Source organism: Lysinibacillus sp. NPDC097279 (assembly GCF_044761745.1).
Lineage (GTDB): Bacteria > Bacillota > Bacilli > Bacillales_A > Planococcaceae > Lysinibacillus.
The window spans coordinates 28,706-55,337 of sequence record NZ_JBIWDA010000009.1 but is presented as its reverse complement, the minus strand read 5'-3'; the positions used below and the strand labels follow the sequence as shown (position 1 = coordinate 55,337).

The following is a 26,632-nucleotide window of genomic DNA, read 5'->3' as shown; positions in this document are numbered from 1 at the left end:
GTTGCTTTTTCACCATGTGCTACCGTTTGATTTGGGACTAGACTTCCGCCATTTACATCAAAATTCACTGTGTAAGTAACTGGTTTCCACTTCGCGTAAAGTGTTGTATTCGCTGTAACGACATTGTTGGTAAAATCATATTGATTCGTACCCTCATCATCTGTATACCAGCCTTCGAATGTGTAGCCCGCTTTTGTTGGTACTGGTGGCACTGTTGCTTTTTCACCATGTGCTACCGTTTGATTTGGGACTAGACTTCCGCCATTTACTTCAAAGCTAACTGTATACTTCAGTGGTTTCCACTTCGCGTAAAGTGTCGTATTCGCTGTAATGACATTGGTGCTGAAATCATATTGATTTGTACCCTCATCATCTGTATACCAGCCTTCGAATGTGTAGCCCGCTTCTGTTGGGGCTGGTGGCACTGTTGCTTTTTCACCATGTGCTACCGTTTGATTTGGTACGAGACTTCCGCCATTTACATCAAAATTCACTGTGTAAGTAACTGGTTTCCACTTCGCATAAAGTGTCGTATTCGCTGTAATGACATTGTTGGTAAAATCATATTGACTTGTACCCTCATCATCTGTATACCAGCCTTCAAATGTGTAGCCTGCTTTTGTTGGGGCTGGTGGCACTATCGCCTTTTCGCCATGTGCTACCGTTTGATTTGGTATTAGACTTCCGCCGTTTACTTCAAAATTCACTGTGTAACCAACTGGTTCCCACTTCGCGTAAATTGTCGTGTTCGCTGTAATGACATTGTTGGTAAAATCATATTGATTTGTACCCTCATCATCTGTATACCAGCCTTCAAATGTGTAGCCAGCTTTTGTTGGTGTTGTTGGCACAGTTGCTTTTTCTCCGTGTGCGATGGATTGATCTGGTACTAGACTCCCCCCATCTACATCAAAGCTGACTTTATGCTTCACTTCTACAGGGGGGGAGGTATTAAAATCAACTAATGATATATCTCCAAAAACTGCATAGTCATCTATCATATTTGGCGAAGAAAGTATTAATGTAATAATATTTTCACTACCAATATCATTTATATTCTGTTCAGTAAGTAAGTCACCGATGGGTAACAGAATAGGTATTTCGAATTTATTAAATATATAAGATGGTTTAGAAAAACCCTTCTCGACCCCTTCATATTTACTCGGAAAAACAGATAGAGGATATCCATCTCCTTCAGTAACTGTCCAATCATCCGAGCTACCAATATTAATTGTCAAAGAGGATATATCTCCCCCACCCGTATAATTCATTGGCGTAAGACTTAACTTTGCATTAGAATAGTCAGAATCAGATGGTAAGCTAAATTTTAAATAAGTAGTGTATATCTTATCACCTGAATCCCAACCACCAGCCGCCATCACTTCGCCAATCATTATGTCAACTTTATTTGGTATATCTTTAGAAACAGTTCCCGTTACAATATTAATAGGTTCAATAGCTGGAATTGCTGCCCTCACAACTTGTATATCCAAAAATGGTTGTACAATGCTGAGCAACATTGCAACCAACATAAGTACAACATTTATCCGTTTATAGTTTCTCATTTATATCACCCTTCTTTTACTGGGTATTCACCATACAAACAAATAATAAAGTTTAATGCTACATATGGTTGCATGTTATTGTGTGGCATATTTCCTCCAGTTGTTTCAATCGCTTGCTGATGAATATTTACTTTTGTAGTTGGTGTAAATTCTTTATATATCTTCTTTGGATTAAATCCTCCTATAGCGCCCCAAACGGCACCTTCGGGACTACTAGCTCCACCCGTTGTTTTCGTGCTCCCTTGTATTTCATGCTTATGGGCAGGCATTTGCTCACTACTTAATGACACACTTACTTCACCTACTTCTGTGGCAAATTCCCTTGTTGTAAGTCCTGTACCAGCTCCGTAATGCATTGGTGCTTTACCTCTTAAGTCTGGCAACTTAAAGTCTGTTTTGCCATCGCCACCAAACCTATTACCGATAATTGAAAATAACACTTGATGCTGATTAACAAGTAATGTACTCCCATCACAAAAAGCCCAATCAATTGGTGCATAATTGCCAGCGAATATTCTAATCTCTCCTGTATAGGCTTCTGCCATTTTCGTTCCTCCCTAACCTCGTGGTGGAAAAATCCCCATTGTTGCAATACAAAACGATACGACTAGATAAGGCTGCATATTATTATGGGCCTGATTTTGGCCAGTGACTGTCATCGCTATTGCATTCATTGCAGTATTTGGATTACTAGCAAACATATTATTACCATTCACTTTTCCCCATACGTTACTCTTTGGTGTTGCTTTATTTGTTTCATCCTCATTAGCATAAACTTCATGAGTATGATTAGGCATTTCATTTATCGTTAATGCGTGTGTTGCTTCACCACCTGTTGATGCATAGGCAATTTCGTCACTTTTATGTAACGGTACTCTACCTTGCAAATTGGGTAAGGCAAATGTTGTTTTACCATCTCCTCCGTATTTATTTCCTATCAAAGAATAAAGTGCTATGTATTGATTTACCGGCAATAGGCGCCCATCACACGGTAACCAATTTTGAGGTATTCTGTCGAAACTAAAAAGTCGTACTTCTCCCACAAACGGTTCTGCCAATGTACTTCCTCCCTTTTAAGAAAAATATGGGTATAGACCTTGTGTTGCAATAATAAAATTAATAACCAATGAAGGCATGACATTTTCATGTGGCTGATTGCCACCAACTGATGACATTAAATTACTATTCATCTGGACAACATCACTCGCTATATTTGTTTGATAATTCTTTAAATCAGCTACTCCCCATACAGTATTAGCTGGTGAGCTTTCTGTTGTTTCCGCTTTTACATTATTTGCTGTAACAATATGCGTATGGGCTGGTAAATCGCCCTCTGTTAATGTTACTTTTTCCGTCCCTCCATTACTTGCAAAAGGATATTCGGGACTTTTATGTATCGGGATTCTTCCACGTAAATCAGGTAACGCAAAATTTGTTACCCCATCGCCACCATATTTATTTCCTATTAACGAAAAAAGAGCCTGGTACTCATTAACCGATAACAGTTGACCGTTACAAAGGGCCCAATTCATCGGGGCATACTTCCCACTAAACATCCGAATCTCGCCTAAATACGCTTCTGACATATCAACACTCTCCCTAACTTTTATTTCCACAACATTTTCATATAAATCTCGTCTTCTTGAATGACTTGAAACCCTAATCTTTCATAGAGATATCTTGCAATGTTAGTTTTATGAACGTGTAATACAACTGCTTTTCTTTGTACTTTTGCCTTTTTCTGAAGTTGAACAATAATATAGGTACCAATGCCTCTTCCCTGATATTTTGGCAATATAGCTATATCAATTAGACGGTGATATTCAGGGAGTTCTTCTGTGAAAATCCTGCCGACACATTCAGCATCCTCCACAATAATCCAATGATTTGCCCTTGGAAATTGCTGATTATACGAAACTTGTTGTGCGCGCCATTGCATTGCTAAAAAATCTGCCCTTTGTTCAACTGACCATCCCCATGAATCTACTTCTTGAAGTCTTGTAGAAGCAAAAATTTCGTAGAGAAACGCCTCATCTTCCTTTGTGATAGATTTAAGCTTTATTTTCATGACATATGTTCCACTTTCTTTTAGACATTCTTATTGGTCACAATGATTGATCGTACAAAGTTATGTCCTTTGTCAGGCAAGTCTTCCCAACTATCGACATGCAATTGATGATCAGCTAAACATTCAGCTCGATTTTTGCTTTTTTGTGGAACGTCTAACGCTATCGAGATTGTGCCATATGATTTTTCACCTGGTGGGACTATATCTCGCCATGAGCAAGAGCATTCATATCCATTGGGTCCTGTCGATGCTTTTATTCCCAATGCCTGTAATGTTGTGTTTGGAGGAATATTTACTGGCTTCTTGTCTTCCATATCATCGGTATTCCAGATACCCCACGCTAGCTGCGATTGAAAAACTTCAAGCTCACGGTCAGTTGCATTTGTAATCATTAGTGAAAATGTCCAAGTCGCCATTTTAGTGCACTCCTCCTGTCGTTACTTTATTTCTCGCATTATCCATTACATCGTATAGATGCGTACGATGTAATACGGCATAATCCCATTCAGAAGCACCAATCAACGTTGTTACATTATTGTTGTCCGTTCGATAAAGAAGAATCATTTTACTAAAAATCCAAGGTACAACGTCCATATCTTTATCACTTGGGGCTTCAAAAACTCTTTCTTTCGATTTTTTCTCAGTTTGCTGTTGCTCTGTTGTAACAGCATTTAATATATTAAACTTTGCCTTTAATTCCGCCTGTAGTTCCTGTGCCACACTTGCCTTTACCACTTTTTCATCAGAAACAGAGATCTTTTCTGTAAATTTAAAGGCCGTTTCAATAGTACTAACTTTCTCTTCCACCACTTTACTTGTAGTAGATAATCCAAACTCATCTTTCACTGTAATTTTTCCCTTTTTCGTAACAGTTTCGATTTTAGACGCATCTGCTCTTAAACTAGTCACTTCTACGGAATAATACTGTTGCACTTCACGTTGCTTTAAATAAAGACTATCAAACGTTAAATCATTGACCCCATCAAATAATCTTTTTGGAATAGTAAAGATAGGTGTTTTGAATAACGACATTTTTTCAAAATGAACACCACTAGGAATATATTGATTTAAATCAATATCTCGCACATCTTCGATTTCAACTAATGTATTAATTTTGGACCAATCTGTTTCTAGATTGTTCTTTGTATCATTTTGTCTCAATTTATCTAGCTTGTTCGAAATTCGGATATTTCGAACAAAGCTATGGCCATCATGTGGAATGTCCTTCCACTCAGCTACTTCAAAATATCCATTTGCTCGACATCTAGCTTCATTAGGATCATTATAAGGAACATTTACATATAGACTGATTACCCCGTACGGTGCTTGCGTTTCACTATTTTTATCTTTCCAAGAGCACGAAAATTCATAACCATTTGGTCCAAATGCTGATTTGGCACCAACAGCTTGAATTGTCTGTCCCGCTTTAATAGTTTGAGGTTTTTTATCCTCTTCACCATCTGTATTCCAATAGCCCCAATGTAATTGTGATTCTATTAGCTCTAAATCTCGATCTGTATCATTTGTGACATTTAAATAAAAAGTCCATGCCATCACTACCCCTCCTAATATCAGAATTTTCAGAACAATAAATACATATTTATATTTAATTGCTATCTCTTACTACCTAATAAACGGTGTCGAATATTGTATTTTCTTAGGTCTCACTTACTGTTTTTTATTATATTATAAATTCCCTATATTCCTCTACGAAATTTAAGTTAAGTTTTCTTAACCTTTCTACCTACTATCTTGTAAGAGTGCAAAAAAATCTGCTCATGCTCTCCTAGAGGAACATAAACAGATTAGAGGGATTCTTTATTTAATTAAAACGAGTAAATAACTTCCAAATCAATTCATTTCGATCACGTACATCTACCTTTTGAAAAATTAGCTTTAAATGATCTTGAACGGTATAACTGGAAATACCGAGATTATGTGCAATATCTTTTGTAGGCATCCCTTTCATTATTTCAGTTATTACATCCTTTTCTCTAGGTGTAAGATGATAAGCTGTCAGTAAAAAAGTGAGCATTTCTTTTGGAGATGCTTCATTTAATATAATCACTATTTGTTGTTGTAAATCAGCCGTCATAAGAATGGACGCTTGAATTGTTATATAACCTTTGTTGGGAATTGGCACTAATAAAGAATTATTAGTGTTCGTTCTGTTTGCCAGTAGCTTCGCACAAATAGCCTGTATCGGTTTCGGTAATTGCCAATCAACCATTCCCTCATTGTCTCTTAAAAAAGCTAACAATTGAGAAGCCTTCATATTCGAAGAAAGAATTTGCAAATCTTTATCCACAATAACGATTCCACTTTGCTCTGGATCTTTTGGCAGTCGTTCTTCGATAATTGTTTGCTGGAATCTTTTTAAAGCCTCCCCCATCACAGGCATTAGTACCCTTACTTGTTCTACTTCTGTATCTTGAAAATAGGGCTGTACATTTTCCGTCTTTTTAAAAAGTGTTAATAAACCATAGCATTGCCCTTGAAACATTAATGCAGCTCGAATTTCATCACTATAGCCATGAGGCTCTAACACCTCTTTATAACGTATGCATGGACTGCTTACATCACTAAGCTTGCCTATATATTGACCACTTTCTACAAGATAATCATAGTTATTAACATCTTCTGAACCATATTCCAAAGACATTAGTTGTTGATGAATTTCCTCTATTGATTGCTCTGTAACAGCACCTATTGAAAAATGCATTTCAGTATCTGTCATAGTGCAACAATAAGCATCAAAATTAATAAATTTACGTAATTCTTCTATTATTTTTTGGCGGTACTGCACTGCATTTTCGTTATTTTTTAAAAAGCTTGCAGATTTTCTTTGCCAATACTGAATATCTTGCACGAAATTCCTCCCCCAGAATTATGGGATAGCTCATTTTCTATAACTGTTTATAATTGAGAATAATTCTTAATTACATTGTACAACAAGGAGGTAAAAAAATGAAAAATCAGCAACATGATTGGCATCACCCTATTGTTTCAAGTTATCAAAATACTATACGACAAAAAATTATTGGTTACGATCTTATTTATGACATGATGACTCATATCCTTCATAGTTACTCGACTATAGACAGCATATTAATAGTTGGTGCTGGTGGTGGTCAGGAACTATTCTCCTTAGGAAATGCCTTTCCTTCCGCCCACTTTACAGCGATTGATACATCTAAAATTATGCTGCAGTTGGCACAAAAACGTATGGAGAGTGTTAATCCTCCCCCTCGTATTGAATGGTATGAGAGAGATTTCCTTTCATTAAAGTTGCACCATCGTTTCGATGTTGCCTCTTGTCACTTAGTTATACATTTTATTGAGGAACTTGAGCAAAAGAAAGCTCTACTACAAAAAATGGCAGATAGTTTAAAGGATAATGGAATGTTATTCATTTCATCCATTAATGCAGACATGTCAGCATTAACATTTCCACTTCAGTGCAAGTATTGGCAAAGCTCTATGCTGCAAAATAACTTATCTGAAGAACATTGGCTACGCTTTGAACAATCCTTTGGCACCTCTACCTATCCAATTAGCCTTGAGTTGCTTACTGACTTACTATATGACGTCGGCTTTACAAAGGTCATCCCATATTTTAAGTCACATATGGTTGAGGCTTTAGTAGCTATTAAAAAAGAGGGAAATAAATGACAAGAGAAAATATATTAATCGTCGGAGGTTATGGTGAGGTTGGTGGCAAAATTGCAAAATTGCTATTACAAGACTATCCTAATAAAGTTTGGATTGCTGGTAGGGATATGCAAAAGGCTGAACAGTTTTGCATACAATTAAATCATCTTGTTAGCCCTATGCAATTGGATGTCTCTAAGCCTGTAAAGCCAAAACAGCTTGCAAATATCGCGCTCGTCATTATGTGTCTAGAGCAAAAGGATACTGCGTTTGCCGAGCTATGTTTAGCACAAGGTATTTTATACATTGATATTACTGCAAGTTATACCTTTCTAAAAAAGCTTGAGCTACTTCACCCAGTAGCCGTTCAACATCAGTCTACAGCTATCATGAGCGTAGGCATGGCACCAGGCTTAACAAACTTAATGGCGATGTATGTTGCACAACAAAAAACATCAGTTGAAAAACTTCATATTTCAATTTTGCTCGGAGCAGGCGATACCCATGGCAATGCCGCAATTCATTGGATATTAGATCAATTAAATAAGCAATACACCATAAAAAATGACTCACACAGCAAGATTACTAATTTTACAAATAAACGCTCCATACACTTCAGCGATATTGGACAAAGTAGTGTCTATCAATTTAATTTTTCAGATCAACATACTTTAAGCAAACATTTCCCTCAAGGTCAGATTGTAACAAGGATGGGGTTTGATGTAGAATGGCTCAATCGGTTTGTCTCTTTTCTTCAAAAAAGTCGACTTTCCACTATATTAAAAATAAATAAAATGCGACACATCCTTACCTCGCTTATCCAAAAAGTTAAAATTGGTTCGTCTGTCTGTGCGATAAAAGTCGAAGCCATAGAAAAAAACACACCACCTGTATCACTATCCTTTGTGGATTATGATGAATCATTAGTTACTGCGAAAATAGCTGCAACCGTCGCTACTGAGCTATTAGAAAAAGAGCATCCAGCTGGAACCTATCATATAGAGGAGTTATTCAAGCTTGATGCATTTATAAAACAATTTGATAATTCTTCTTTCTTTTAAAGCAAAAAACCCATTTAGTCTCTAACATCTAAGAGACTAAATGGGTTTTATAAATTATAAAACTTTTTCTAAAAAGTCTTTTGCTCGTTGTGTAGAAGGCGAAGAGAAAAACTCTTCTGGTGTTGCATCTTCGATAAGCTTGCCACCATCAAGGAATAAAATGCGATCTGCCACTTCACGCGCAAAGCCCATTTCATGTGTGACGATTAACATCGTCATCCCTGAATCCGCTAGGTTTTTCATAACCGCTAAAACCTCTTTAACCATTTCTGGGTCAAGAGCAGAAGTAGGTTCATCAAACAATATCACTTTTGGGTCCATCGCAAGCGCTCTAGCAATGGCTACACGTTGCTTTTGACCACCTGAAAGGCGGCTTGGATACTCATTACGTTTCTCAAAAAGACCTACTTTTGTTAGTAACTCCTCAGCATTTTTAATGGCTGTTGCCTTGTCTATCCCTTTTACATTAATAGGCGCATAAGTTAAGTTTTCTAGTACCGTTTTATGTGGGAAAAGGTGGAAATGTTGAAATACCATGCCGACTTCTTCACGTATCTTCATAATATTTGTCCCCTTATCAGTAAGGACATCTCCAGCAATTGTAATCTTTCCATTCGTCGGTTCTTCTAATAAATTTAAGCAACGTAAGAATGTAGACTTCCCAGAACCTGATGGTCCAATTATAGCGATTACTTCTTTTTCTTTTATTTCAGTTGAAATACCTTTTAGAACTTCATTTTGCCCATATGATTTGTGTAAATCTTCAATTTTAATCACTTTTTCTCATTCCTTTCTCGATTCGTTTACCAAGGAACGTCAAGACAAGCGTCATAATATAGTAGATTACCCCAGCAAATAGTAATGGTTCAAGATAGCGATACGTTGAACCACCCACAATGTAGGCACGGCGCATAATATCTAGTGCACTAATAACCGTTACAACAGCTGTTTCTTTATTTAATGTAATAAATTCATTTACTAAAGACGGTAAAATATTTTTTACTGCTTGTGGAATAATAATATCTTTCATCATTTTTGCATACGGTATACCTAATGCTTGCGCCGCTTCCATTTGACCTTTATCAACGGCATTGATTCCAGCACGGATAATTTCTGAAATATAAGCACCTGAGTTTAACCCGAATGCAATGATTGCTGTTGGAATTGGTTCAATTTGAATATCTAATAATTGTGGAACTGCGTAGTAAATAATTAGTAATTGTAGTACAAGTGGTGTTCCGCGGAAAATAGACGTATAGAAATCCGCAAGCCATCGTAGCACCTTTACATTCCCAATTTTACATAATGCTAATAATATACCAACGATAAAACCGATGATCGATGCACCGATTGCAATTTGAAGTGTAACACCTATTCCTTTTAATATATAAGGAATAGAGGGAATGATTGCTGTAAAATCTAAATTCACAGCGTCCCCTCCTTTCTCTTTTCCTTTTAGTGAAATGGACAAGCGATAGCCCTATATAGAGCTATCGCAGTTCAATTAAATTATTCAGCTTTTTCTAACCATTTTTCTTCAAGCTGTTGAATTTTACCTTCATCAGCTAGTTCTTTTAATGCTTTGTTAATTTTATCTTTTAAATCGCTATCTTTTTGAACAGCAATTGCTTTATGGTCTTCTGGCTGTACCTCTACAGGGAACGACGTTAACTTATCGTTTGTTTTTAAATAACCTTTAGCTACGCCGCCTTCCATGATTGCACCGTCTAAGCGTTTAGACATCATATCTTGTACGATTTCAGGAATACGTGTACGCCCTTCAATTGAAACATCTACTTTTTCAGCAATAGCTTTACCTAAATTTTCTTGAATTGAGGCAGTTTGTACACCGACTTTTTTACCAGCTAAGTCCGCTTCTTTTTTAATACCGCTATCTTTTTTAACTACGATAACTTGTTCTGTTTGATTGTATTTGTCTGAGAAATCTACAACCTTTTCTCGCTCTTCATTTGGTGTCATCCCAGAAATAACAACGTCTATTTTACCTGCTTGTAAAGCAGGAACTAAGCTGTTAAAGTCCATATCTTGAACTTGCATTTCTACACCAAGTTTTTCACCGACTAGTTTAATTAAATCAATATCAAATCCGATAATTTCTTCACCTTTAGCAGCGTCAACATACTCAAATGGTGCATAGTCTGCTGATGTCCCTACTTTTAGTACTTGTTTCTCTGCTGTATCTGAACCAGAATTTGAATTTGTTGCATTATCATCTTTAGTGCCACATGCTGCAAGTACACCGATTACTAAAACGAGCATAAGCATGAAAATTTTATTCTTCATTTTCTAATTTCTCCTTTTTTTTCATTTTTTATTGTCTATGAGACATTTGCGTCTCGAAAATAGTCGATTGGATATTTATTCATAGAGCAGAATAAAAAATCTATCTGCTAATTAAGATATACTCTTTCAAAATAATTTTCAAGCTATACATGAAATTTTTTAACAAAATATTTTACACAGAATTTTCTAATAAATCAATGTTTTTGTATTTTTCCGTTTTTAAATTATTTTTTTGACGTGTACCTTTACTATTTTCATTCTCATCCTCATTTATGCCTGTAAAACATAGGACATCTGTCAAAATGCATGCAATAATACATTTTGAAAAAGAAGTTGGACAAAATAAAAAAGTGTTAGATCGATTGCAGTCAATCTAACACTTTTTCACTTTGTAAGTTCTTCACTAAAATGAATGTAAAATTTATGTCCTCGTCGCCATACGAAAGATATAAATTTCACCACGAACTTTGCTAATTATTCGGCTTTGTCCATAAATAGCTTTGCTTTTAATTCATCCTCTCCCGAGCCCTCTGCTAAAGGTACACGAGATCGGTATGCGGCACGACATATTAAATGCCCTGCTACTGGTGCAGTTACAAATACAAAAAGTATCCCTAAAATCAATCGAACGCTAACATAGCCATCATGTATCCAAAAGTAGACAAATGCACCTAATAGACAGCTTAATACAGACAATGTCGAGCTTTTCGTCGCCGCATGTGATCGTGTATAGACATCTGGCAAGCGTATCATACCAAATGCGCTAATAACACTAACAATAGAACCAACAAGTATTAGGATGACTGCCGCCCACTCAATCATTTGATTTACGTTCAACAATCACACCTCTTTCAATATATTTTGTAAAGGCGATTGTACCGATAAACGCCAATATTCCTAAAATTAATATGGCTTCTAAATATGCCTTTGTTTTTAACACGATAGATACAATGGCTATCGCCGAAAGTAAATTAATCCCTATCGTATCAAGCGCTATTGCACGATCAGGCATTGAAGGGCCTTTTATAACACGATATAGTGACAAGGCAATTGATATACTGAATAACGCAAGTGCTACTAGTAAAACTTTTTCTACCATTAGCGTGTCACCTCCATAATTGCTTTTTCAAATTTCCCTATGGAGCGAACTACGGCGTCTTTTGATTGCTCAATATCCATAGCATGGATATAGAACATATCTCCATCCTCTGAAACTTCCATCACAACTGAACCAGGGGTCAATGTTAACAATAGCGCAAGCGCTGTAATCTCCCAATCTCCATTAAGCTCCGTTTTATACGTAAATATTCCTGGTGTAATATTCAACTTAGGCGTTGTTATTTGTTTTAACACATTGTAGCTCGAGAGTAACAGCTCCCAGTTAAAAAGCCATAGTAGTTTAATAATAGAGAAAACACGGCGCAAATAAAATTGAGTACCGTAAAAGCGATGCATTGCATACAAAATTCCAATACCAACGATAAAACCCATTAAAAATGTGGAAAACTGTGGTGTAATTTCATCCTGCAACAATAACCATAAAGTGGCAATAAATAAATTTAATATAAACTGCATAGCCATTACTTATTCACCTCACCTTGCCAATTTTCGCCGTTCAACACTGCGTCAATATAAATAGATGGTGTGTGAAGCGTTTCTGCCGCATCCTTAACATATGGTGCCATGAATTCAGCGCCAATGCCTAAACCGATTGTGCAAACAGCTAGTAAAGTCAATGGCAACACTACTCGCTTAGGTAGTGGTTTTTCATCTTCAATACTAATAATAGTTTCACCAAAAAAGGATGAAAGAAAAATGCGTAGAAGCGAGTAGAGAACTATTAAACTGGAAAGGAAACCTAATCCTAGAAGGACAAAATTTCCTCCCTCTATCGCTCCTTGTCCAATTAATACCTTGCCCATAAATCCACTTAATGGTGGAATTCCAGCGAGCGAACACATCATGATAAAGAATAACCATCCGAAAAAGGGATAATTTCGAATAAGTCCACTCATTCTATCTATAATAGTTTCACCCGTTACATAAATCATCATTCCAACAGCTAAAAACAGCATAGCCTTTACGACCATGTCATGCATTAAATAGTATGTTACACCTTGCAAGGCAGATTCCGTACCGATAGCAAGTCCCGCAACTATAAAACCTACACCAATTAGCACGTTGTATGAAGCAATTGTTCTGACATCTCTTCCAGCAAGTGCCCCCATGCAACCTGCAATTATCGTTAAACCTGCCATAACGCCGAGGGTTGTATGTGTTACATCTGTATTCGTTGTAAATAATAGTGTAAATGTACGAACAAGCGCATATATACCGACTTTCGTTAGTAACGCGGCGAATAATGCAGCAATGGCTGTTGGTGGTACACTATATGAACCTGGCAACCAGAAGAATAGAAGTAAACCAGCTTTTAAGCTGAAAACAATCAAGAACACAAGTCCTACTGTTGTAATGAGTGGATCAGCTCCAGCTTCCATAACACGTAAGGAAATATGGGCCATATTCAACGTCCCGACCGTTCCATATAAAAAAGCTAATGCCACTAAAAAGATCCATGAAGCAACAATATTAATAAGGACATATTTTAGCGCTTCTCGCAGCTGGATTTTGCCACCACCTAAGCTAATAAGTGCATAAGAGGCTAGTAGCATGACTTCAAAGCACACAAACAAATTAAATATATCGCCTGTTAAAAAGGAACCATTTACCCCAGCTACCATCAAAAGTACAAAAGGATAAAAGTACATTTTTTCGTAATGCTCGCCAATTGTAAAGAAAGCATATATTAGACAAATTGCTGCGACAATATTCGCCACTAAAACAAGCAGTACTGCAAAAGAATCGGCAACAAAGAGTATCCCAAATGGCGGTATCCAGCCACTAAAATCAATACGCATTACACCTTGTTGATGAACTTCAAGCAAAAGGACGACACTTATAATTACAACAAAGCCAAATGTACATAGACTCACAATGCGTTGTAACAAAACATTTTCTCTTAAAAACACTAGCAAAATGGCCGTAATAACCGGCACGATTAATGGTAAAACGATCATATTACTCATCAGACGTACCTCTCAATTCATCGAATTCCCCAGTGCCATTTGTTTTATAGGCACGATAGCCAAGAACTAGCACAAATGCTGTCACGGCAAAGCTAATCACGATAGCCGTTAAAATCAATGCTTGTGGAAGCGCATCTGCGTATGGACCTGGTGATTCACCAATGAGTGGTACATCCCCTTTTTTCAGACCGCCCATCGTTAAAATAAGTAAATGCGCAGCATGTGAAAGTACGGCTGTTCCTAGAATCACACGTAATAATTGCTTTGAGAGGATTAGGTACGTCGCTACAGCAACTAACACACCAATTAATATTAAAATTAAAGACTCCATTGGCTATTCATCCTCACTTATACTTAAAATAATTGTCACAACAACGCCTACAACCGTTAATGCCACGCCAGCCTCAAAAATAGTAACAGTTGAAAAGCCCATTTTTCCAAATATCGGAACATCAATATACGTATATGTTTGAGTTAAGAACGGCACATCAAAAAACAATGAACCGATGGCCGTACCTGTCGCTAATAGTACCCCTAGCGCAGCTACCTTTTTAAAATCAAATGGCATCCCTTTGTGCACCGTTTCAATATCGTAAGCTAAATATAGCAGTACTATTGCGGAAGCAAGCACTAGACCCCCTATAAAGCCACCACCAGGAGCATGGTGCCCAGCAAAGAATAAGTAAATACCAAGCGTTAAAATAATGAATACGACAGCCTTTGTAATAGTACGTAAAATAACGTCATTAATTTTCATGGTCTGCCTCCTTTTTTCGTGGCTTGAGCTTTGTTAGCGTGTACACGCCTAAGCCAGCAATTAAAAGAACGACAACCTCTAGCATCGTATCAAACGCACGAAAATCCCCTAAAATTGTGTTAACAATATTCGATCCACCCGCTAAGTCATACGCATCATTAAAGTACAGCGCGACCGTCTCAAAGCGGTCATAATGCACGACAGCTAAGCCAACTAATGTCACTGTAGACCCTACAAAAATGGCAATAACAGCATTTGATAACTTGACTCTTGTGCGTGACTTTTCAGGCATTAAATCAGGTAAATATTTAAAACATAACAGGAATAATGCTGTTGTCACGGATTCAACAACGAGTTGCGTAAGTGCTAAATCAGGTGCTCGGAAAATTACGAAGAAGAATGCGATTGAATAGCCGAGAACGCCGTTCAATAGCATAGCTGTGATACGTCCCTTTGCAAAGATCATCCATATTGCAGCAAACATCATCACAAATACTAATATGAGCTCATAGGACTCTACTGGTGAATCCTTTGCAAATTCAAATGCCATTGCATCAGACCATATAAAATATCCTGCAATGAGCGCGACAAAAAATACATATATATAAACAAAATAGTGTGTTAAATTGCCTGACATATAACGATTAGTAAGCTTCATAGAGCCTTTTTCACTGAACTCTATAAGGCGATTATAGTAAGTATTAAATGTATAGTTTGGTGAAAAGACACGATATAGTGGCTTCCAGCTTTTTAATGTTTTAAATAAAATAATACCGATAATAATTACGCCAGCGGTCATTAACAATTCAGCATTAACACCGTGCCATGCAGAAATATGTGGTGTTAACTCACTAGCAGATGGGAATGTTGGATAAATACTAGCCATTGCAGGCTCTAAAATATAATGGCCAAGGACGTTTGGAAAGAAGAAAATTGCCACTACTAATAAACAAAGTACGATTGGCGAAAGGAGCATCCCAATCGGTGCTTCATGTGGCTTTTTGTCCAACTTAGCAGGCTGTAATTTACCGAAAAAGGTATGAGCAATTAAAATCATGCTGTAAACAAACGTAAAAATACTTGCGACCCATGCCACAATAGGGAATAACACACCCCAACTATCCATAGAAAAGATACCGACCTCACGAATTTGCAATACTGCAGTAAAGAACATCTCCTTACTTAGGAAACCATTAAATGGTGGTAACCCCGCCATTGATAATCCGCCTATGACAGCTATTGTAAATGTCACTGGCATTAACGCCATTAAACCACCGAGACGACGGATATCGCGTGTTCCAACTTCATGATCGACAATACCGACCATCATGAATAATGCCCCTTTAAATGTGGAGTGATTAATAAGGTGGAACAATGCAGCAAAGCTCGCCTGTGTATAAATAATGGAACTTTCAGCATAACCAAAATAATGCCCTACGGAGCCAAGGCCAAATAAGCTCATAATTAAGCCGAGCTGACTAACTGTTGAAAATGCCAGTAATGCCTTTAAATCTGTTTGACGTACAGCATTGAACGATCCCCAGAACAATGTTAAAAGACCAATGCCACTTACGAGCCAGAACCAGATAGCCTCACCTCCAAATACTGGAGAAAAGCGAGCAACTAAATAAATCCCTGCTTTTACCATTGTAGCTGAGTGAAGGTAGGCACTAACAGGTGTTGGGGCCTCCATCGCATCTGGCAACCAAATATGAAAAGGAAATTGTGCTGATTTAGTAAACGCACCGACTAAAATTAACAAAAGCGCTGGAACGAATAATGAATGGTCTCGAATTACCTCAACGTTAGCTACGATGTCACGAATACTAAATGTTCCCGATGCTACATATAGCATTAGAAAACCCGCAAGCATAGATAGACCACCGAATACAGTAATAATCATTGCTTTTCGTGCACCAGCACGTGAAGCTTTACGATGATGCCAAAATGCAATTAACAAAAATGAAGATACACTTGTTAATTCCCAAAATGTATACAGCACCATTAAATTATCTGAAAAGACGACGCCGAGCATAGCGCCCATGAAAAGTAATAAGTAGCAGTAAAAATGATGAAGAGATTCTTTCGTTGACAAATAAAAAATTGAATATAAAATAACTAAACTACCTACACCTGTAATCAGCAAACCAAAAATAATGCTGAGCCCGTCGAGATATGTCGTGAAGTTTATATCAAAAGAGGGAATCCACTCATATGTATGAATAAATGTTTTACCCTCGGCAATTTGAGGAATGTACCGTGCGAGTAAAATAAACAATATGATTGGAACGGATAAAACAAACCAGCCTAAATGTACAACACGCCTTAGTCGCCTATATAGCAAGGGGATTAGAGCGGCACATACAAATGGTAAAAGTATCGCAATGAGAACTGTAACCAAATGAAAACCTCCTACAATCAAATTCGTCCAGCGACTTCGCGCCCGAGATTTTGTAATTTTAGGTGTGCATGATACAGCTATTAGTTCATAGATGCATACTATAAACCAACTCCTAAATTATTCCTTACAAAATCTTTGACAACCGCCAGTGCTTTAATGTTGCTCAGTCAGCATTTGAATGCCTACTGAAAAATACAAGCCTGCTATGCCCTTCTTAAAGAAAGTAGATAGAAGACAAAAAGTTGAATGAATATATCAGAACTCTTCTAAATTTGGATGTTATCTGTACTAATTGATGTGCATACCGAACATTCATCATACCTTAGGCACTTGATAAATGTTTCAGTGCATCAACACTTGACTATCCATTTAACTCACTGCATAATAATGTGGCATATGGAAGCTATTCATTTAAATGCACACTATGCATAAACAAAATAATTTTAGAACATGGAGATAAGCCGAATTCCTTGAGGGTTTCCCGTATATCGTCATTAACTTTTATTCACTTTAAAGTATACAATATAAATAAGCATAATGCACTGTAACAGCCTTCATTTTAGCTGTTTTAGGATATTTTTTTCATAATATGCAGTACAAATAACAAAATAACAATAGGATAAAGAGGTGTATATTTTTAATGAAGCATGTTAAAGGGAGATTAGACGAAAGTATTTTAGTTTGTGTCTACTATGGGCTAAATGGGGAACGCTTAATTCGCCGCGGTCATAAAATGGCCATGATGCTCGATTGCCCACTCTATATTCTTTCGGTCGATTCACAACCCATCGATGCCTTTGATGCTGAAAAATCTGGTTATATCGAACAGTGGAAAGACCTAGCGGAAGAACTTGATGTTGAAAAATTCATTTTACTAGATAACGAAAAACGTCCTATCCAAAAAGTCATTGCTGAAGTGGCAAAAAATTATGGCATTTCTCAAATCATTGTCGGTCAAAGTGCACAAAGTCGTTGGGAGGAAATAACAAAAGGCTCCTTCCTGAACGTCCTATTAAAAGAGGTTCCTTTTGTAGATTTCCACATTGTAGCTGTCCAACGTCCAACGGAAGATGACACCTATGATACATACGAAAAAGGTGTACGTGCCTATTTAATTAAAGATCAGGACAATTTTAAAGTAGCCTTTACTTGTCCACGCCATGTTTCAATCGAAGGTATTTTCTTTAAGGAAATTGGTACTGATTTTGATAATGGGATATTCAAATTCACTTACAACGATAAAATGCATGAGATTCATATTACTGAGGGCTTGGTGAATGATAAAGAAAAGTTACCTGCTGAATTTACATCTCCATTACAACAATAGTTTGTTGTCACGCAGAAGGGCGACTTGGATTTTGTATTGCAGCGGCAAAGGGATTAAAGTGAAGGACCAGAAAGAAGCCGTTGAACGGCATTCTTCCCAGTTTAATTATACACCTAGCTAACACGCCTCCTATAGCGAGGCGTGTTTTTTTACAAAGCAGATGCAGGTTTATCTTTCGGTAAGAAAAATGCTACTAATAATAACAATGGCAATAAAGAAACGATTAACATCGTGAAATCAATCCCTTTATGGTCCATTAATACTCCAATGACAATTGCTCCAATTGCCCCCATACCAAACGCGAAGCCAGTCGTTAATCCCGCCATTGTCCCAATTTTAGTTGGCACAAGTTCTTGTGCATAAACAACTGTTACAGAGAAGCTAATCATAATTAATGTGCCGATAATAATTAAAAAGATTGTCGCTGTCCATAATGGTACATAGGGCAACGCTAAACAGAATGGCATTGGCACAACAACAGAAAGTAAAATTACATTTTTTCTCCCAATACGGTCGGATAATGATCCCCCCAAAAATGTGCCTACAACTCCAAAAGCCATAAAAGTAAAAATTAAAATTTGTCCAAGACGTAGACTAACATTGTAGTGATCCATTAAATAAAAAACATAAAAACTTGTTATATTCGTTGTATAAAATGATCGTGCAAAAATAATAGTAAATAATAATGTTAAGGCGATTCCCACTTGTTTCTTTGTCAGTGGAGGCAAAGATGACACTAAAGTACGTTTTTTCTTGGATAGACGTTCTTGCTCCAATTGCTTTTTATACCAACTGGCTATCTTACTCAATAACAGAATTCCTATCGTTGTTGCGACTAACACAAAAGCGGCTCCACGCTGTCCAAAAATGTCCAAAATGTAAGCACTAATTAATGGCGCAAGCGCTTGTCCAGAGTTTCCCCCCACTTGGTAAATTGATTGTGAAAGTCCTCTTTTAGAGCCTGCCGCCATAAATGAAACTCGTGAACCTTCTGGATGAAATATTGCTGAACCAAAGCCTAAAAATAATACGGCTATAATAATTACCCAGTACTGCGTTGTGAAAGCTAAAATGGCAATCCCTATAAATGAACTAATCATACCTATAGGCAATGCGTATGGCATCGGTTTCTTATCGCTGACATAACCTACAACTGGTTGCAGAGCTGAGGCAAACATGTTTAATACAAACGAAATAAGCCCGATTTGCGTAAAGGTCAAACCGAGCTCACTTTTCAAAATCGGAAACATCGCAGGTATAACAGATTGCATTGTATCATTGATAAGATGGGCAATGGCAATAGCAATCATAATCGGAAAGACAGGGTTGTTAGAATTCTCTATTTGTTTGTTCATGCTACTACCACACTTCCTAAATTTTTTGAAATCATTAATTAATAAATGATTGTCGCATACAATTCCACTTTTTGCACAAGCTAGTTCTCGATAGCAGTTCTAAGGAGTTGAATTTATATGACATATGATGAATTTTTTCACGCCAATGTTTGGGAAATGGTTGTTAGGGCTTCCCTTTCCTTTTTTGCATTACTTATTGTTACGCGATTACTTGGCAAAAAACAGATGGGCCAGCTAACATTTTTCCATTATATAACAGGTATCACATTTGGGTCCATCGCTTCAGAAATTGCGGCACAATCTGAGACACCATTTTTAGAAGGACTTATTGCGCTAATTTGGTGGAGCGTTTTAACGTATCTCATGACCGTTGTCACCATTAAATCTAAAAAAGCACGTGTGCTAATTGACGATAAGCCTACCATCCTTATTCAGAATGGCCTTATTTTAGAGTCGGGATTAAAGAAAAATCGCTTGCATATGGATGAGTTAACGATGATGTTACGAGAACAATCTGTATTTTCCGTTCAAGATGTCCAATATGCCCTATTAGAAACAACAGGTAATTTAAGCATATTGCTGAAGCCAACAGAACAGCCTTCAACAAAACAAGATATAAAAGCCGATGTCACGCCACCAACTTATTTACCAACAGAAGTAATTTCTGATGGACAGCTTATTAAAGAAAATATTGTAGAACTTGAGTTGACTGAAGATTGGGTAATGAAAAAGCTGAAAAAACAAAATGTCCAATCCTATGAAGATGTTTACTTTGCACAAGTTCAAACGAATGGCTCCTTATACATTAGCCTGAAAGATAAAGCAAGACGATCAAGCCCTTAATAGCTTGTATCGTCTTGCCTATTCTATTTTCATAATATCTAATGGTGTAATTATGCCCATCAGCTTTTGGTGTGATTTCCCATGCTCCGTAATCAATAACGCCTCAAAACGTTTTCCTCTTTCCACACCTTGTTTAAATATTTCTTCTGCCTCATAAATCGTTATGTATCTACTCACAAATTTGTAATTCACTCTATTTTTTTCGTGCAATAATATATCGTGCAATGTGGGAACTTGTTTTGGCACATGGTTGCCTCCCATTACTGATGCAAGCCAATTTGTAATACCCACAGTCGTGACAAGTCCTTTAAATTGGGCTTTATTATATACAGGAAACTGTGTAAACTTCCGTTGACGAATAACTTTTAATACATGCTTTAATGAATCGTTTTCTTGGAATACAAGCACCCTTTTTCGAAACATTTGTCCTACTAGAGTAGGCTTAGCGAGCGTCGCATCCATATATTCAATGCGCTCTACTACATCTACGTGAGGTTCTGCTATTACATACTCCATAGATGTACGATGATGGACGATTGCATTGCGTAAATCTGCATAGGAGCGCAAATCATCCTCATATTTACGTACTAAAACATCCTTTTTTTTCGCCTGATCCACGAGCCGATAAAAAGGCATAAAGTCCTTCGCACCAATAATATCTCTTAGCCGATGGTCAATTCGATTAAAGGCTGTGAGAAAGCGATCGGAATTTTGTATAGTCAATCTTATCACCTACTCTCATAGCAAGATTTTATATTTTTTAAGTTATTTGACAAATCAGAAGTTATAGCTACATTATATTCCTAAGTTATGGATATTCCAAGAAGAGTTCGTACATATCTGACATTCTAAAGCGTAAAAATCCACTCCGCTTTCCGTGGGCACGTTGTAAGCCGCAACCCTCGCTTGCGCGCGGTTTGTTGCGTCTTACATTTCGTGCGTTCCCACAGGAGTCTTCGTGGATTTTTACTTGGATATATAAAATAACCTACTCGCGCTGTGCCTTTTGGACACGTATATGACCAGTTTCATCTATCGCTCTTTTACTTATTATCGCCTTCCTCATGCGTAAAAATCCACTCCGCTTTCCGTGGGCACGTTGTAAGTCGCAACCCTCGCTTCGCGCGGTTTGTTGCGTCTTACAGTGCGTGCGTTCCCACAGGAGTCTTCGTGGATTTTTACTTGGATATATAAATAACCTACTCACTGTGCCTTTTGAACATGTATATGATCAGTTTCATCTATCGCTCTTTTACTTTTTATCGGCTTCCTCATGCGTAAAAATCCACTTCGCTTTCTGTGGGCTCGTTGTAGGGCGCAGAAGTAAAGTGGATTTTTCTCGTTATATTTTTGCCATCGATGCATTCTTTTTCATTGAAAAGACACCTAAACAAATACAAATAATTATAAGAACTATTGTTATCGATAGGCTCCACCAATAATTAGACATCACCATCGTTCCACGAATTAGCTCAACGCCATATAGTGGTAACTTCCACGGAGAAATTGTCCAAAATGTACCTACAAGCCCATCAATAATTTGACCTCCAAAAATTAATATAAAGGCGCATGTTGTTGCTACTACTGTTTTAAACATCGCACTCATCATCAGTGTTATTGCTAAAACAAATAACACCCATATAAAATACGTGCAAACACTTGCTATAAGAGTCCCTACCTCAAATGTTCCATACAACACAACTGTGTAATAAACACTTGCCGTAAATCCTGCTACGATACTTACTAAGCCTACTGTACTAATAACTAAAAACTTACTCATAAAAAAGGCTCCAAATGAAATAGGTCGTACATACAATAGAGTTGCCAAACCATTTGAGCGTTCCTTGCTAATAGAGCCTACAAAAGAAGCCATAAGCACGAGTAAGCCGATTAATTGAAACTGACTTATTGTAGATAATATTAAATCTGCTGGTACTAATTCTGGCATCAACATTTCAAAACCTTCAGGCATATTGCCAACAGCATCTAGTATATCCTTCATATAATAATTGGCTAGCGGTTCACTCATCCCTAAAAATGCAAAAACAAGTGGAATCCATAAAAACTTTCTACTACGCCACGCTTCACGATATTCTTTTTGAAGTAGTACGGTAATTCCACTCATGCTCTTTTCGCCACCTTCATGAAAATTTCCTCAAGCGTCGCCGTTTGACGTGCTACGTTTCGCACTAAATAGGGATAAGCAGTAAGGCGTTCAAGTACTTGTTGCATGCTCGGTTCTTCATTTTGCATCGCTACGTAAACATAGCAACCGTTAACTGTACACTTAAATGTAGAATAACTCATAAAATGCTGTGCTTCTTCAACCGTACTAAATTCAACGACATACGCTGGCTCATCAAAACGTTGGCGCACTTCAAGTAATGTTCCCTGTTCCACAAGTTGACCATTACGCAAAAATAATAGCTGGTCAGTCATTTCCTCAGCATCATTCAAAATATGTGTTGAATATAAGATTGTCGTTTCCTGCTGTAAACCTTTTAATAAATCGAGCACTTCTCTACGACCAACAGGATCTAAAGCAGAGACAGGTTCATCTAGCAGCAGTAATTTAGGCTTATGAACAATTGCCTGGGAAATACCTAGACGTTGCTTCATACCGCCTGAAAACGTCGCAATCTTTTTATGAAGGTCATTTCCTAGGCCTACAAATTCTAATGTTTTTTGAGCTTCTTGTTTCGCCTTTTTTGTAGGAACACCACTTAACCTCGCCGCCATTTCAGTAAACTCTAGCGCACTTAGCCAAGGTTGAAACTGTGGATATTGCGGTAAAAACCCAATATTTGATCGTAAATCTCCACCCAACATTTTAACACTACCTAAAGATGGCTTTAATAAGCCTGTTAACATCGATAAGGTCGTTGTCTTCCCTGCACCATTTGGTCCAATTAATGCTGTTGATGTATGTTCTTCTAACGTAAAATCAATGGCATCTACTACTGTTTTTTCAGCAAAACGCTTCGTCAAACCCGTTACTTGTAGTATTGTGGTCATGATTGTTTTCTCCCCGCGATAAAGTAAGCAACAGGTCCAAGTAGATTAATAAATAATATAATAAATACCCATAAAATTTTCGGTCCATTCGTTGCATGAATTTTTCGAAGATCAATTAAAGCAATAATCATTAAAATAAATTGCACCCCGATTATTGGCGCTATAACCGCCCAAGGGATTTTAGCTAACTCCTCCATGTATATACACCTCACCCTTTTGTTCTAATTTAACTATAACAATTTTGTTCTAATATGTATAGAACAAAATTCAAGAGCTAAAGTTTTCAAAAGTATTTCGTTCCGAGTCATTCGCTTTCCATATAGCACTGACACTGCCAGTAAGCACACGTTGATAACGCTAAATATACGTTTCGTATAAAATAAAAAACGCCTACCATGAACATGGCAGGCAACATTTATACATATCGATTCGTTTCAATTGAACAAAAAGAGGTACCTTTTTATTCATAGCATTATTTTTCATATAACTTTTTTAAAGCAGTTGCCATATTTGGACGTATCGTTACTTGTGGGCGTGCCTTTTTAACGGCTAATTGTGCTGACTCAAGCGAATTTGATAAGCCCAGTTCCATTAACACAGCAGTTGCTGCTACACCAGCTCGTCCACCGCCACTTCCACAGTGGAAATAAACCTTCTGTCCTGATTCATAAGCAGAGACTATTTTTTTCGCAACCTCTTCAATAGACTGAGCTACTTCTACTTCTTCATCAGCGATAGGCATATGGTTGTAATTATAGTGCGCTGCTTGCTGTTCTTGTGTTGTTAAACCATTTACTCGAACATCAATTACAACATCTACCTTCTCATTGATATAAGCAGCTTGTGCATCTTGCGCACCGCCAAAAAATAATCGATCTTTCACTAACACATCATAGTTTTTTTCCATCATATGCACGCCCCGAACTTTTATTTCTCTAATAAATGTTTAATATCTTCATAATAAGGTAGCGCTGTTAGTGCTCCTGCCTTCGTCGCTGCAAGGGCACCTAGTCGATTGCCAAAGCTCACACAGCGTACAAGCTCTTCTACAGTTGTCGGTAAACCGTTGTAATGGACATCGCGTAATACACCCGCCATAAATGCATCGCCCGCACCCGTAGTATCTACTGGGACAACTTTTTCTGTTGGTACGTGAATAACTTCACCGTTTAAAACGGCATATGTCCCCTCTTCACCAACTGTTACTAAAATAATCGGTACTAAGAAACTGTTTAGCTGCTCAATGCCATCTTCTAAATTAGTTGTCTCCGTTAAGAAAAATAATTCATCATCTGTTACTTTCAAAATATCTACATTTTCAAAAAATGAAGTAATGGTTTCCCTACAAACTTCTTCGCTGCTCCAACGTAATGGGCGAATATTAGCATCCATTGCAATAATAGCACCTTTTTCCTTTGCCTTTTCGACAGCGGCTCTCGTAGTTGCTAATGCAGTTGGATGAAACATTGTACCTGAGCACACAATTAAAGCAGAAGCATGTTTAAAGGCAGCCTCATCTAATTGTGTAGCTTCAACTTGTAAATCTGGCGTCTCATCGACATAATCTTTGAAAATTCGCTCACAAGCTTCTGTTAAATGCACATAAACTCCACTTACACGTTTTGCAGGATCAAATACTGCAAAATCAAGGTTTACACCTTCTTGTGCAAGTCCATCGCGCACAAATTGCGAACCTTCGTCATCACCAGTAATAGTAATAAGTGCAGATGGAGCACCAATACGGCTAATGCCAGCAGCAACATTTACCGTTGCGCCACCCATATATTTAGTAAAAGATCTATTCGTTACATCATCAGCAATATAGTCAATAAAAGCATCTCCATAGACTAAAATAAAATCCTTATCTTCCTTTGTCATTGTTGTCCCCCCGAGAGTCTAGTCCTTATAGATTAACACGAAAGTTGATTTCCTATAAAGTTTTAAACTTTCGGAAAAATAACAAATGAATTAGTCCATACGGTTTTTTTCGACCTTATTCGCTAAAATCCGTTAAACAATTATGAACAATATCGATTAATTAAATGCATCATAAGTAAATCGCCCACTCTAACAAAATTGACGACATGAATCTATTCTTTCAATCGTTATAAAATAATCTACCGTATAGAGGGCTTTTCTAGAGTAAATGTTGGTTTCCGCTACGGTCGGACGCTTTCCGCGGGCACAATGTAAGCTGCAACCCTCGCTGTCGCGCGGTCTGTTCCGTCTTACATTTTGTGCGTTCTGAGCAGGAGTCGCCGCCCTCCGCTCCAATCAACTAGTGTTAGCTACTAAATAAATGCTATTTTCTAGGCTGGACTTGATGTACTGATCAAATCCGTCACGCGTTCCCAACTATAGGATTCCCTCCACCTACGTTTTTAGCTAATGAAAGTGATGCGATGACTCCTGCTCAGAATGATGCATAGTAAGAAGCAATAAACCGCATGCTACCGAGAGGTGCTGCATACAGTTAGCCGAGCGGAAAGCGTCGCTTGCAACGGAAAACAACACCATAATTAGCTAGACTTATTTTTTTAACAGTAAAGTAGTGAATATTTCAAAAGCTTGAGACATCATCTATCTTTGTTATACTTGCCTATAGAAAGGTAGGGATTTTGACAATGAGTATTATAATTCGACAAGCGCAACCTCAGGATGCTCAATCCGTTGTGCCACTAATTATTGATGCGATTGGTGATATTGCCAACCGTTTAACAGGAGAACAAACAGCTTCAAAGATTGAAGAGGAACTGACAGTGCTTTTCAAGCGTGAAGATAACAGACATTCTTATTTAAATACTTTTGTAGCGGTTGAAGGTGAGCAAATATTAGGTACACTTGTTTACTACAATGGTGAACAAGCCATTCAAATGGATGCCAATCTCGTAAAATGGCTTGAAGAAAAAAATGCCCCTTCTATTACTATCGATAAAGAGGCTCATGAGGATGAATACTATATCGATACAGTTTGTGTAGCGCCAGAGGCTCGTGGTAAAGGAATCGGTACAATGTTAATTCAATTCGCTATCGAGCAAACACAAGAACGAGGCTTTACAAAATTATCATTAAATGTAGAAACACAAAAAGAAGATGCTCGTCGCTTATATGAACGTATGGGCTTTGTCATTACTGAACCATGGTCCATTATAGACGAACCATTTCATCATATGGTGAAACAGATTTAGGATGTGGAATA

Annotated in this window: 30 protein-coding genes; 5 read left to right on the top strand and 25 right to left on the bottom strand. The window is 37.5% G+C overall.

The window, feature by feature from the left end:
* The 8 genes from ACIQ1H_RS21630 to ACIQ1H_RS21595 all read right to left on the bottom strand — a co-directional run.
* On the bottom strand, positions 1-1,565 hold a 1,565-nt coding region (locus tag ACIQ1H_RS21630; RefSeq protein ID WP_402891897.1), incomplete at its 3' end, for an InlB B-repeat-containing protein.
* A 5-nt stretch (positions 1,566-1,570) separates the two neighbouring features.
* On the bottom strand, positions 1,571-2,110 hold the full coding sequence (locus ACIQ1H_RS21625) for a phage tail protein (protein ID WP_402891894.1): 540 nt from the start codon (positions 2,108-2,110) through the stop codon (positions 1,571-1,573).
* 12 nt (positions 2,111-2,122) lie between these two features.
* Complete coding sequence (locus ACIQ1H_RS21620) at positions 2,123-2,623, bottom strand: phage tail protein (protein ID WP_402891891.1); 501 nt, start codon at positions 2,621-2,623, stop codon at positions 2,123-2,125.
* A 15-nt stretch (positions 2,624-2,638) separates the two neighbouring features.
* Positions 2,639-3,151, bottom strand: a complete 513-nt coding sequence (locus ACIQ1H_RS21615; protein WP_228134314.1) for a phage tail protein — start codon at positions 3,149-3,151, stop codon at positions 2,639-2,641.
* Positions 3,152-3,171: 20 nt separating this feature from the next.
* Positions 3,172-3,633, bottom strand: a complete 462-nt coding sequence (locus ACIQ1H_RS21610) for a GNAT family N-acetyltransferase (RefSeq protein WP_402891888.1) — start codon at positions 3,631-3,633, stop codon at positions 3,172-3,174.
* 20 nt (positions 3,634-3,653) lie between these two features.
* The gene (locus ACIQ1H_RS21605; protein ID WP_337980103.1) at positions 3,654-4,049 is read right to left on the bottom strand and encodes a hypothetical protein; all 396 of its coding nucleotides are present in this window, start codon (positions 4,047-4,049) and stop codon (positions 3,654-3,656) included.
* Position 4,050: 1 nt separating this feature from the next.
* Positions 4,051-5,187, bottom strand: coding sequence for a hypothetical protein (locus ACIQ1H_RS21600; RefSeq protein WP_402891884.1), 1,137 nt, complete (start codon positions 5,185-5,187; stop codon positions 4,051-4,053).
* A 268-nt stretch (positions 5,188-5,455) separates the two neighbouring features.
* Positions 5,456-6,502 (bottom strand): helix-turn-helix transcriptional regulator, encoded by a 1,047-nt coding sequence (locus tag ACIQ1H_RS21595; RefSeq protein WP_402891882.1) that lies wholly within the window; start codon positions 6,500-6,502, stop codon positions 5,456-5,458.
* Positions 6,503-6,600: 98 nt separating this feature from the next.
* On the opposite strand from ACIQ1H_RS21595, the gene ACIQ1H_RS21590 reads away from it, so the two are divergent.
* Together ACIQ1H_RS21590 and ACIQ1H_RS21585 are read left to right on the top strand one after the other, a co-directional pair.
* Complete coding sequence (locus ACIQ1H_RS21590) at positions 6,601-7,305, top strand: class I SAM-dependent methyltransferase (RefSeq protein WP_402891880.1); 705 nt, start codon at positions 6,601-6,603, stop codon at positions 7,303-7,305.
* Complete coding sequence (locus ACIQ1H_RS21585) at positions 7,302-8,345, top strand: saccharopine dehydrogenase family protein (RefSeq protein ID WP_402891877.1); 1,044 nt, start codon at positions 7,302-7,304, stop codon at positions 8,343-8,345. Before ACIQ1H_RS21590 ends, ACIQ1H_RS21585 begins: the two co-directional genes overlap by 4 nt.
* A gap of 54 nt (positions 8,346-8,399) precedes the next feature.
* On the opposite strand, the gene ACIQ1H_RS21580 is transcribed toward ACIQ1H_RS21585, so the two are convergent.
* The 10 genes from ACIQ1H_RS21580 to ACIQ1H_RS21535 all read right to left on the bottom strand — a co-directional run bounded on the left by ACIQ1H_RS21580 (position 8,400) and on the right by ACIQ1H_RS21535 (position 16,893).
* Positions 8,400-9,122, bottom strand: a complete 723-nt coding sequence (locus ACIQ1H_RS21580) for an amino acid ABC transporter ATP-binding protein (RefSeq protein ID WP_139859995.1) — start codon at positions 9,120-9,122, stop codon at positions 8,400-8,402.
* Positions 9,115-9,774: an amino acid ABC transporter permease gene (locus ACIQ1H_RS21575; protein WP_139859993.1), complete on the bottom strand. Its 660-nt coding sequence runs from the start codon at positions 9,772-9,774 to the stop codon at positions 9,115-9,117. The genes ACIQ1H_RS21580 and ACIQ1H_RS21575 overlap by 8 nt, the downstream gene beginning before the upstream one ends.
* 80 nt (positions 9,775-9,854) lie before the next feature.
* The gene (locus ACIQ1H_RS21570) at positions 9,855-10,649 is read right to left on the bottom strand and encodes a transporter substrate-binding domain-containing protein (RefSeq protein ID WP_402891873.1); all 795 of its coding nucleotides are present in this window, start codon (positions 10,647-10,649) and stop codon (positions 9,855-9,857) included.
* Positions 10,650-11,123: 474 nt separating this feature from the next.
* Positions 11,124-11,486, bottom strand: a complete 363-nt coding sequence (locus tag ACIQ1H_RS21565; protein WP_228134308.1) for a Na+/H+ antiporter subunit G — start codon at positions 11,484-11,486, stop codon at positions 11,124-11,126.
* Positions 11,464-11,748 (bottom strand): Na(+)/H(+) antiporter subunit F1, encoded by a 285-nt coding sequence (locus tag ACIQ1H_RS21560; protein ID WP_402891870.1) that lies wholly within the window; start codon positions 11,746-11,748, stop codon positions 11,464-11,466. Before ACIQ1H_RS21560 ends, ACIQ1H_RS21565 begins: the two co-directional genes overlap by 23 nt.
* Complete coding sequence (locus ACIQ1H_RS21555; RefSeq protein ID WP_139860088.1) at positions 11,748-12,230, bottom strand: Na+/H+ antiporter subunit E; 483 nt, start codon at positions 12,228-12,230, stop codon at positions 11,748-11,750. The genes ACIQ1H_RS21560 and ACIQ1H_RS21555 overlap by 1 nt, the downstream gene beginning before the upstream one ends.
* Entirely contained in the window at positions 12,230-13,735 is a 1,506-nt protein-coding gene (locus ACIQ1H_RS21550) for a Na+/H+ antiporter subunit D (RefSeq protein WP_402891866.1), read from the bottom strand. The genes ACIQ1H_RS21555 and ACIQ1H_RS21550 overlap by 1 nt, the downstream gene beginning before the upstream one ends.
* Entirely contained in the window at positions 13,728-14,066 is a 339-nt protein-coding gene (locus ACIQ1H_RS21545; protein WP_139860092.1) for a Na(+)/H(+) antiporter subunit C, read from the bottom strand. Before ACIQ1H_RS21545 ends, ACIQ1H_RS21550 begins: the two co-directional genes overlap by 8 nt.
* 3 nt (positions 14,067-14,069) lie before the next feature.
* Positions 14,070-14,492: a Na(+)/H(+) antiporter subunit B gene (locus ACIQ1H_RS21540; RefSeq protein ID WP_402891864.1), complete on the bottom strand. Its 423-nt coding sequence runs from the start codon at positions 14,490-14,492 to the stop codon at positions 14,070-14,072.
* Positions 14,482-16,893, bottom strand: a complete 2,412-nt coding sequence (locus ACIQ1H_RS21535; RefSeq protein WP_402891861.1) for a Na+/H+ antiporter subunit A — start codon at positions 16,891-16,893, stop codon at positions 14,482-14,484. Before ACIQ1H_RS21535 ends, ACIQ1H_RS21540 begins: the two co-directional genes overlap by 11 nt.
* 640 nt (positions 16,894-17,533) lie before the next feature.
* Here ACIQ1H_RS21535 and ACIQ1H_RS21530 point away from each other — a divergent pair.
* The gene (locus ACIQ1H_RS21530) at positions 17,534-18,220 is read left to right on the top strand and encodes an adenine nucleotide alpha hydrolase family protein (RefSeq protein WP_139859854.1); all 687 of its coding nucleotides are present in this window, start codon (positions 17,534-17,536) and stop codon (positions 18,218-18,220) included.
* A gap of 149 nt (positions 18,221-18,369) precedes the next feature.
* Here ACIQ1H_RS21530 and ACIQ1H_RS21525 read toward each other — a convergent pair whose 3' ends face one another.
* Positions 18,370-19,575, bottom strand: a complete 1,206-nt coding sequence (locus ACIQ1H_RS21525) for an MFS transporter (RefSeq protein WP_402891858.1) — start codon at positions 19,573-19,575, stop codon at positions 18,370-18,372.
* 117 nt (positions 19,576-19,692) lie between these two features.
* Here ACIQ1H_RS21525 and ACIQ1H_RS21520 point away from each other — a divergent pair, with 117 nt between their 5' ends.
* On the top strand, positions 19,693-20,418 hold the full coding sequence (locus tag ACIQ1H_RS21520; RefSeq protein ID WP_402891856.1) for a DUF421 domain-containing protein: 726 nt from the start codon (positions 19,693-19,695) through the stop codon (positions 20,416-20,418).
* Positions 20,419-20,436: 18 nt separating this feature from the next.
* On the opposite strand, the gene ACIQ1H_RS21515 is transcribed toward ACIQ1H_RS21520, so the two are convergent.
* The 6 genes from ACIQ1H_RS21515 to ACIQ1H_RS21490 all read right to left on the bottom strand — a co-directional run bounded on the left by ACIQ1H_RS21515 (position 20,437) and on the right by ACIQ1H_RS21490 (position 25,311).
* Positions 20,437-21,150: a CBS domain-containing protein gene (locus ACIQ1H_RS21515; RefSeq protein WP_402891854.1), complete on the bottom strand. Its 714-nt coding sequence runs from the start codon at positions 21,148-21,150 to the stop codon at positions 20,437-20,439.
* A 610-nt stretch (positions 21,151-21,760) separates the two neighbouring features.
* Positions 21,761-22,543, bottom strand: a complete 783-nt coding sequence (locus ACIQ1H_RS21510; RefSeq protein ID WP_402891852.1) for an ABC transporter permease — start codon at positions 22,541-22,543, stop codon at positions 21,761-21,763.
* A complete protein-coding gene (locus ACIQ1H_RS21505; RefSeq protein WP_402891849.1) occupies positions 22,540-23,433 on the bottom strand; it encodes an ABC transporter ATP-binding protein in 894 nt (297 codons plus the stop codon). The genes ACIQ1H_RS21510 and ACIQ1H_RS21505 overlap by 4 nt, the downstream gene beginning before the upstream one ends.
* The gene (locus ACIQ1H_RS21500; RefSeq protein ID WP_402891846.1) at positions 23,430-23,630 is read right to left on the bottom strand and encodes a PLDc N-terminal domain-containing protein; all 201 of its coding nucleotides are present in this window, start codon (positions 23,628-23,630) and stop codon (positions 23,430-23,432) included. Before ACIQ1H_RS21500 ends, ACIQ1H_RS21505 begins: the two co-directional genes overlap by 4 nt.
* A gap of 275 nt (positions 23,631-23,905) precedes the next feature.
* Positions 23,906-24,343 carry a protein-tyrosine phosphatase family protein gene (locus ACIQ1H_RS21495; RefSeq protein ID WP_402891843.1) on the bottom strand — a complete coding sequence of 146 codons (438 nt, stop codon included), beginning with the start codon at positions 24,341-24,343 and terminating at the stop codon, positions 23,906-23,908.
* 17 nt (positions 24,344-24,360) lie between these two features.
* Complete coding sequence (locus ACIQ1H_RS21490) at positions 24,361-25,311, bottom strand: carbohydrate kinase family protein (RefSeq protein WP_228134299.1); 951 nt, start codon at positions 25,309-25,311, stop codon at positions 24,361-24,363.
* 746 nt (positions 25,312-26,057) lie between these two features.
* Here ACIQ1H_RS21490 and ACIQ1H_RS21485 point away from each other — a divergent pair.
* Positions 26,058-26,621 carry a GNAT family N-acetyltransferase gene (locus tag ACIQ1H_RS21485; RefSeq protein WP_139860554.1) on the top strand — a complete coding sequence of 188 codons (564 nt, stop codon included), beginning with the start codon at positions 26,058-26,060 and terminating at the stop codon, positions 26,619-26,621.
* Positions 26,622-26,632 lie beyond the last annotated feature (11 nt).

Coding starts and splice junctions, on each gene's coding strand:
- ACIQ1H_RS21625 (WP_402891894.1), bottom strand. CDS start 2,110: ATGGCAGAAGCCTATACAGGAGAGATTAGAATATTCGCTGGCAATTAT.
- ACIQ1H_RS21615 (WP_228134314.1), bottom strand. CDS start 3,151: ATGTCAGAAGCGTATTTAGGCGAGATTCGGATGTTTAGTGGGAAGTAT.
- ACIQ1H_RS21610 (WP_402891888.1), bottom strand. CDS start 3,633: ATGAAAATAAAGCTTAAATCTATCACAAAGGAAGATGAGGCGTTTCTC.
- ACIQ1H_RS21605 (WP_337980103.1), bottom strand. CDS start 4,049: ATGGCGACTTGGACATTTTCACTAATGATTACAAATGCAACTGACCGT.
- ACIQ1H_RS21600 (WP_402891884.1), bottom strand. CDS start 5,187: ATGGCATGGACTTTTTATTTAAATGTCACAAATGATACAGATCGAGAT.
- ACIQ1H_RS21590 (WP_402891880.1), top strand. CDS start 6,601: ATGAAAAATCAGCAACATGATTGGCATCACCCTATTGTTTCAAGTTAT.
- ACIQ1H_RS21585 (WP_402891877.1), top strand. CDS start 7,302: ATGACAAGAGAAAATATATTAATCGTCGGAGGTTATGGTGAGGTTGGT.
- ACIQ1H_RS21570 (WP_402891873.1), bottom strand. CDS start 10,649: ATGAAGAATAAAATTTTCATGCTTATGCTCGTTTTAGTAATCGGTGTA.
- ACIQ1H_RS21560 (WP_402891870.1), bottom strand. CDS start 11,748: ATGGTAGAAAAAGTTTTACTAGTAGCACTTGCGTTATTCAGTATATCA.
- ACIQ1H_RS21555 (WP_139860088.1), bottom strand. CDS start 12,230: ATGGCTATGCAGTTTATATTAAATTTATTTATTGCCACTTTATGGTTA.
- ACIQ1H_RS21550 (WP_402891866.1), bottom strand. CDS start 13,735: ATGAGTAATATGATCGTTTTACCATTAATCGTGCCGGTTATTACGGCC.
- ACIQ1H_RS21545 (WP_139860092.1), bottom strand. CDS start 14,066: ATGGAGTCTTTAATTTTAATATTAATTGGTGTGTTAGTTGCTGTAGCG.
- ACIQ1H_RS21540 (WP_402891864.1), bottom strand. CDS start 14,492: ATGAAAATTAATGACGTTATTTTACGTACTATTACAAAGGCTGTCGTA.
- ACIQ1H_RS21530 (WP_139859854.1), top strand. CDS start 17,534: ATGAAGCATGTTAAAGGGAGATTAGACGAAAGTATTTTAGTTTGTGTC.
- ACIQ1H_RS21525 (WP_402891858.1), bottom strand. CDS start 19,575: ATGAACAAACAAATAGAGAATTCTAACAACCCTGTCTTTCCGATTATG.
- ACIQ1H_RS21520 (WP_402891856.1), top strand. CDS start 19,693: ATGACATATGATGAATTTTTTCACGCCAATGTTTGGGAAATGGTTGTT.
- ACIQ1H_RS21510 (WP_402891852.1), bottom strand. CDS start 22,543: ATGAGTGGAATTACCGTACTACTTCAAAAAGAATATCGTGAAGCGTGG.
- ACIQ1H_RS21505 (WP_402891849.1), bottom strand. CDS start 23,433: ATGACCACAATACTACAAGTAACGGGTTTGACGAAGCGTTTTGCTGAA.
- ACIQ1H_RS21500 (WP_402891846.1), bottom strand. CDS start 23,630: ATGGAGGAGTTAGCTAAAATCCCTTGGGCGGTTATAGCGCCAATAATC.
- ACIQ1H_RS21495 (WP_402891843.1), bottom strand. CDS start 24,343: ATGATGGAAAAAAACTATGATGTGTTAGTGAAAGATCGATTATTTTTT.
- ACIQ1H_RS21490 (WP_228134299.1), bottom strand. CDS start 25,311: ATGACAAAGGAAGATAAGGATTTTATTTTAGTCTATGGAGATGCTTTT.
- ACIQ1H_RS21485 (WP_139860554.1), top strand. CDS start 26,058: ATGAGTATTATAATTCGACAAGCGCAACCTCAGGATGCTCAATCCGTT.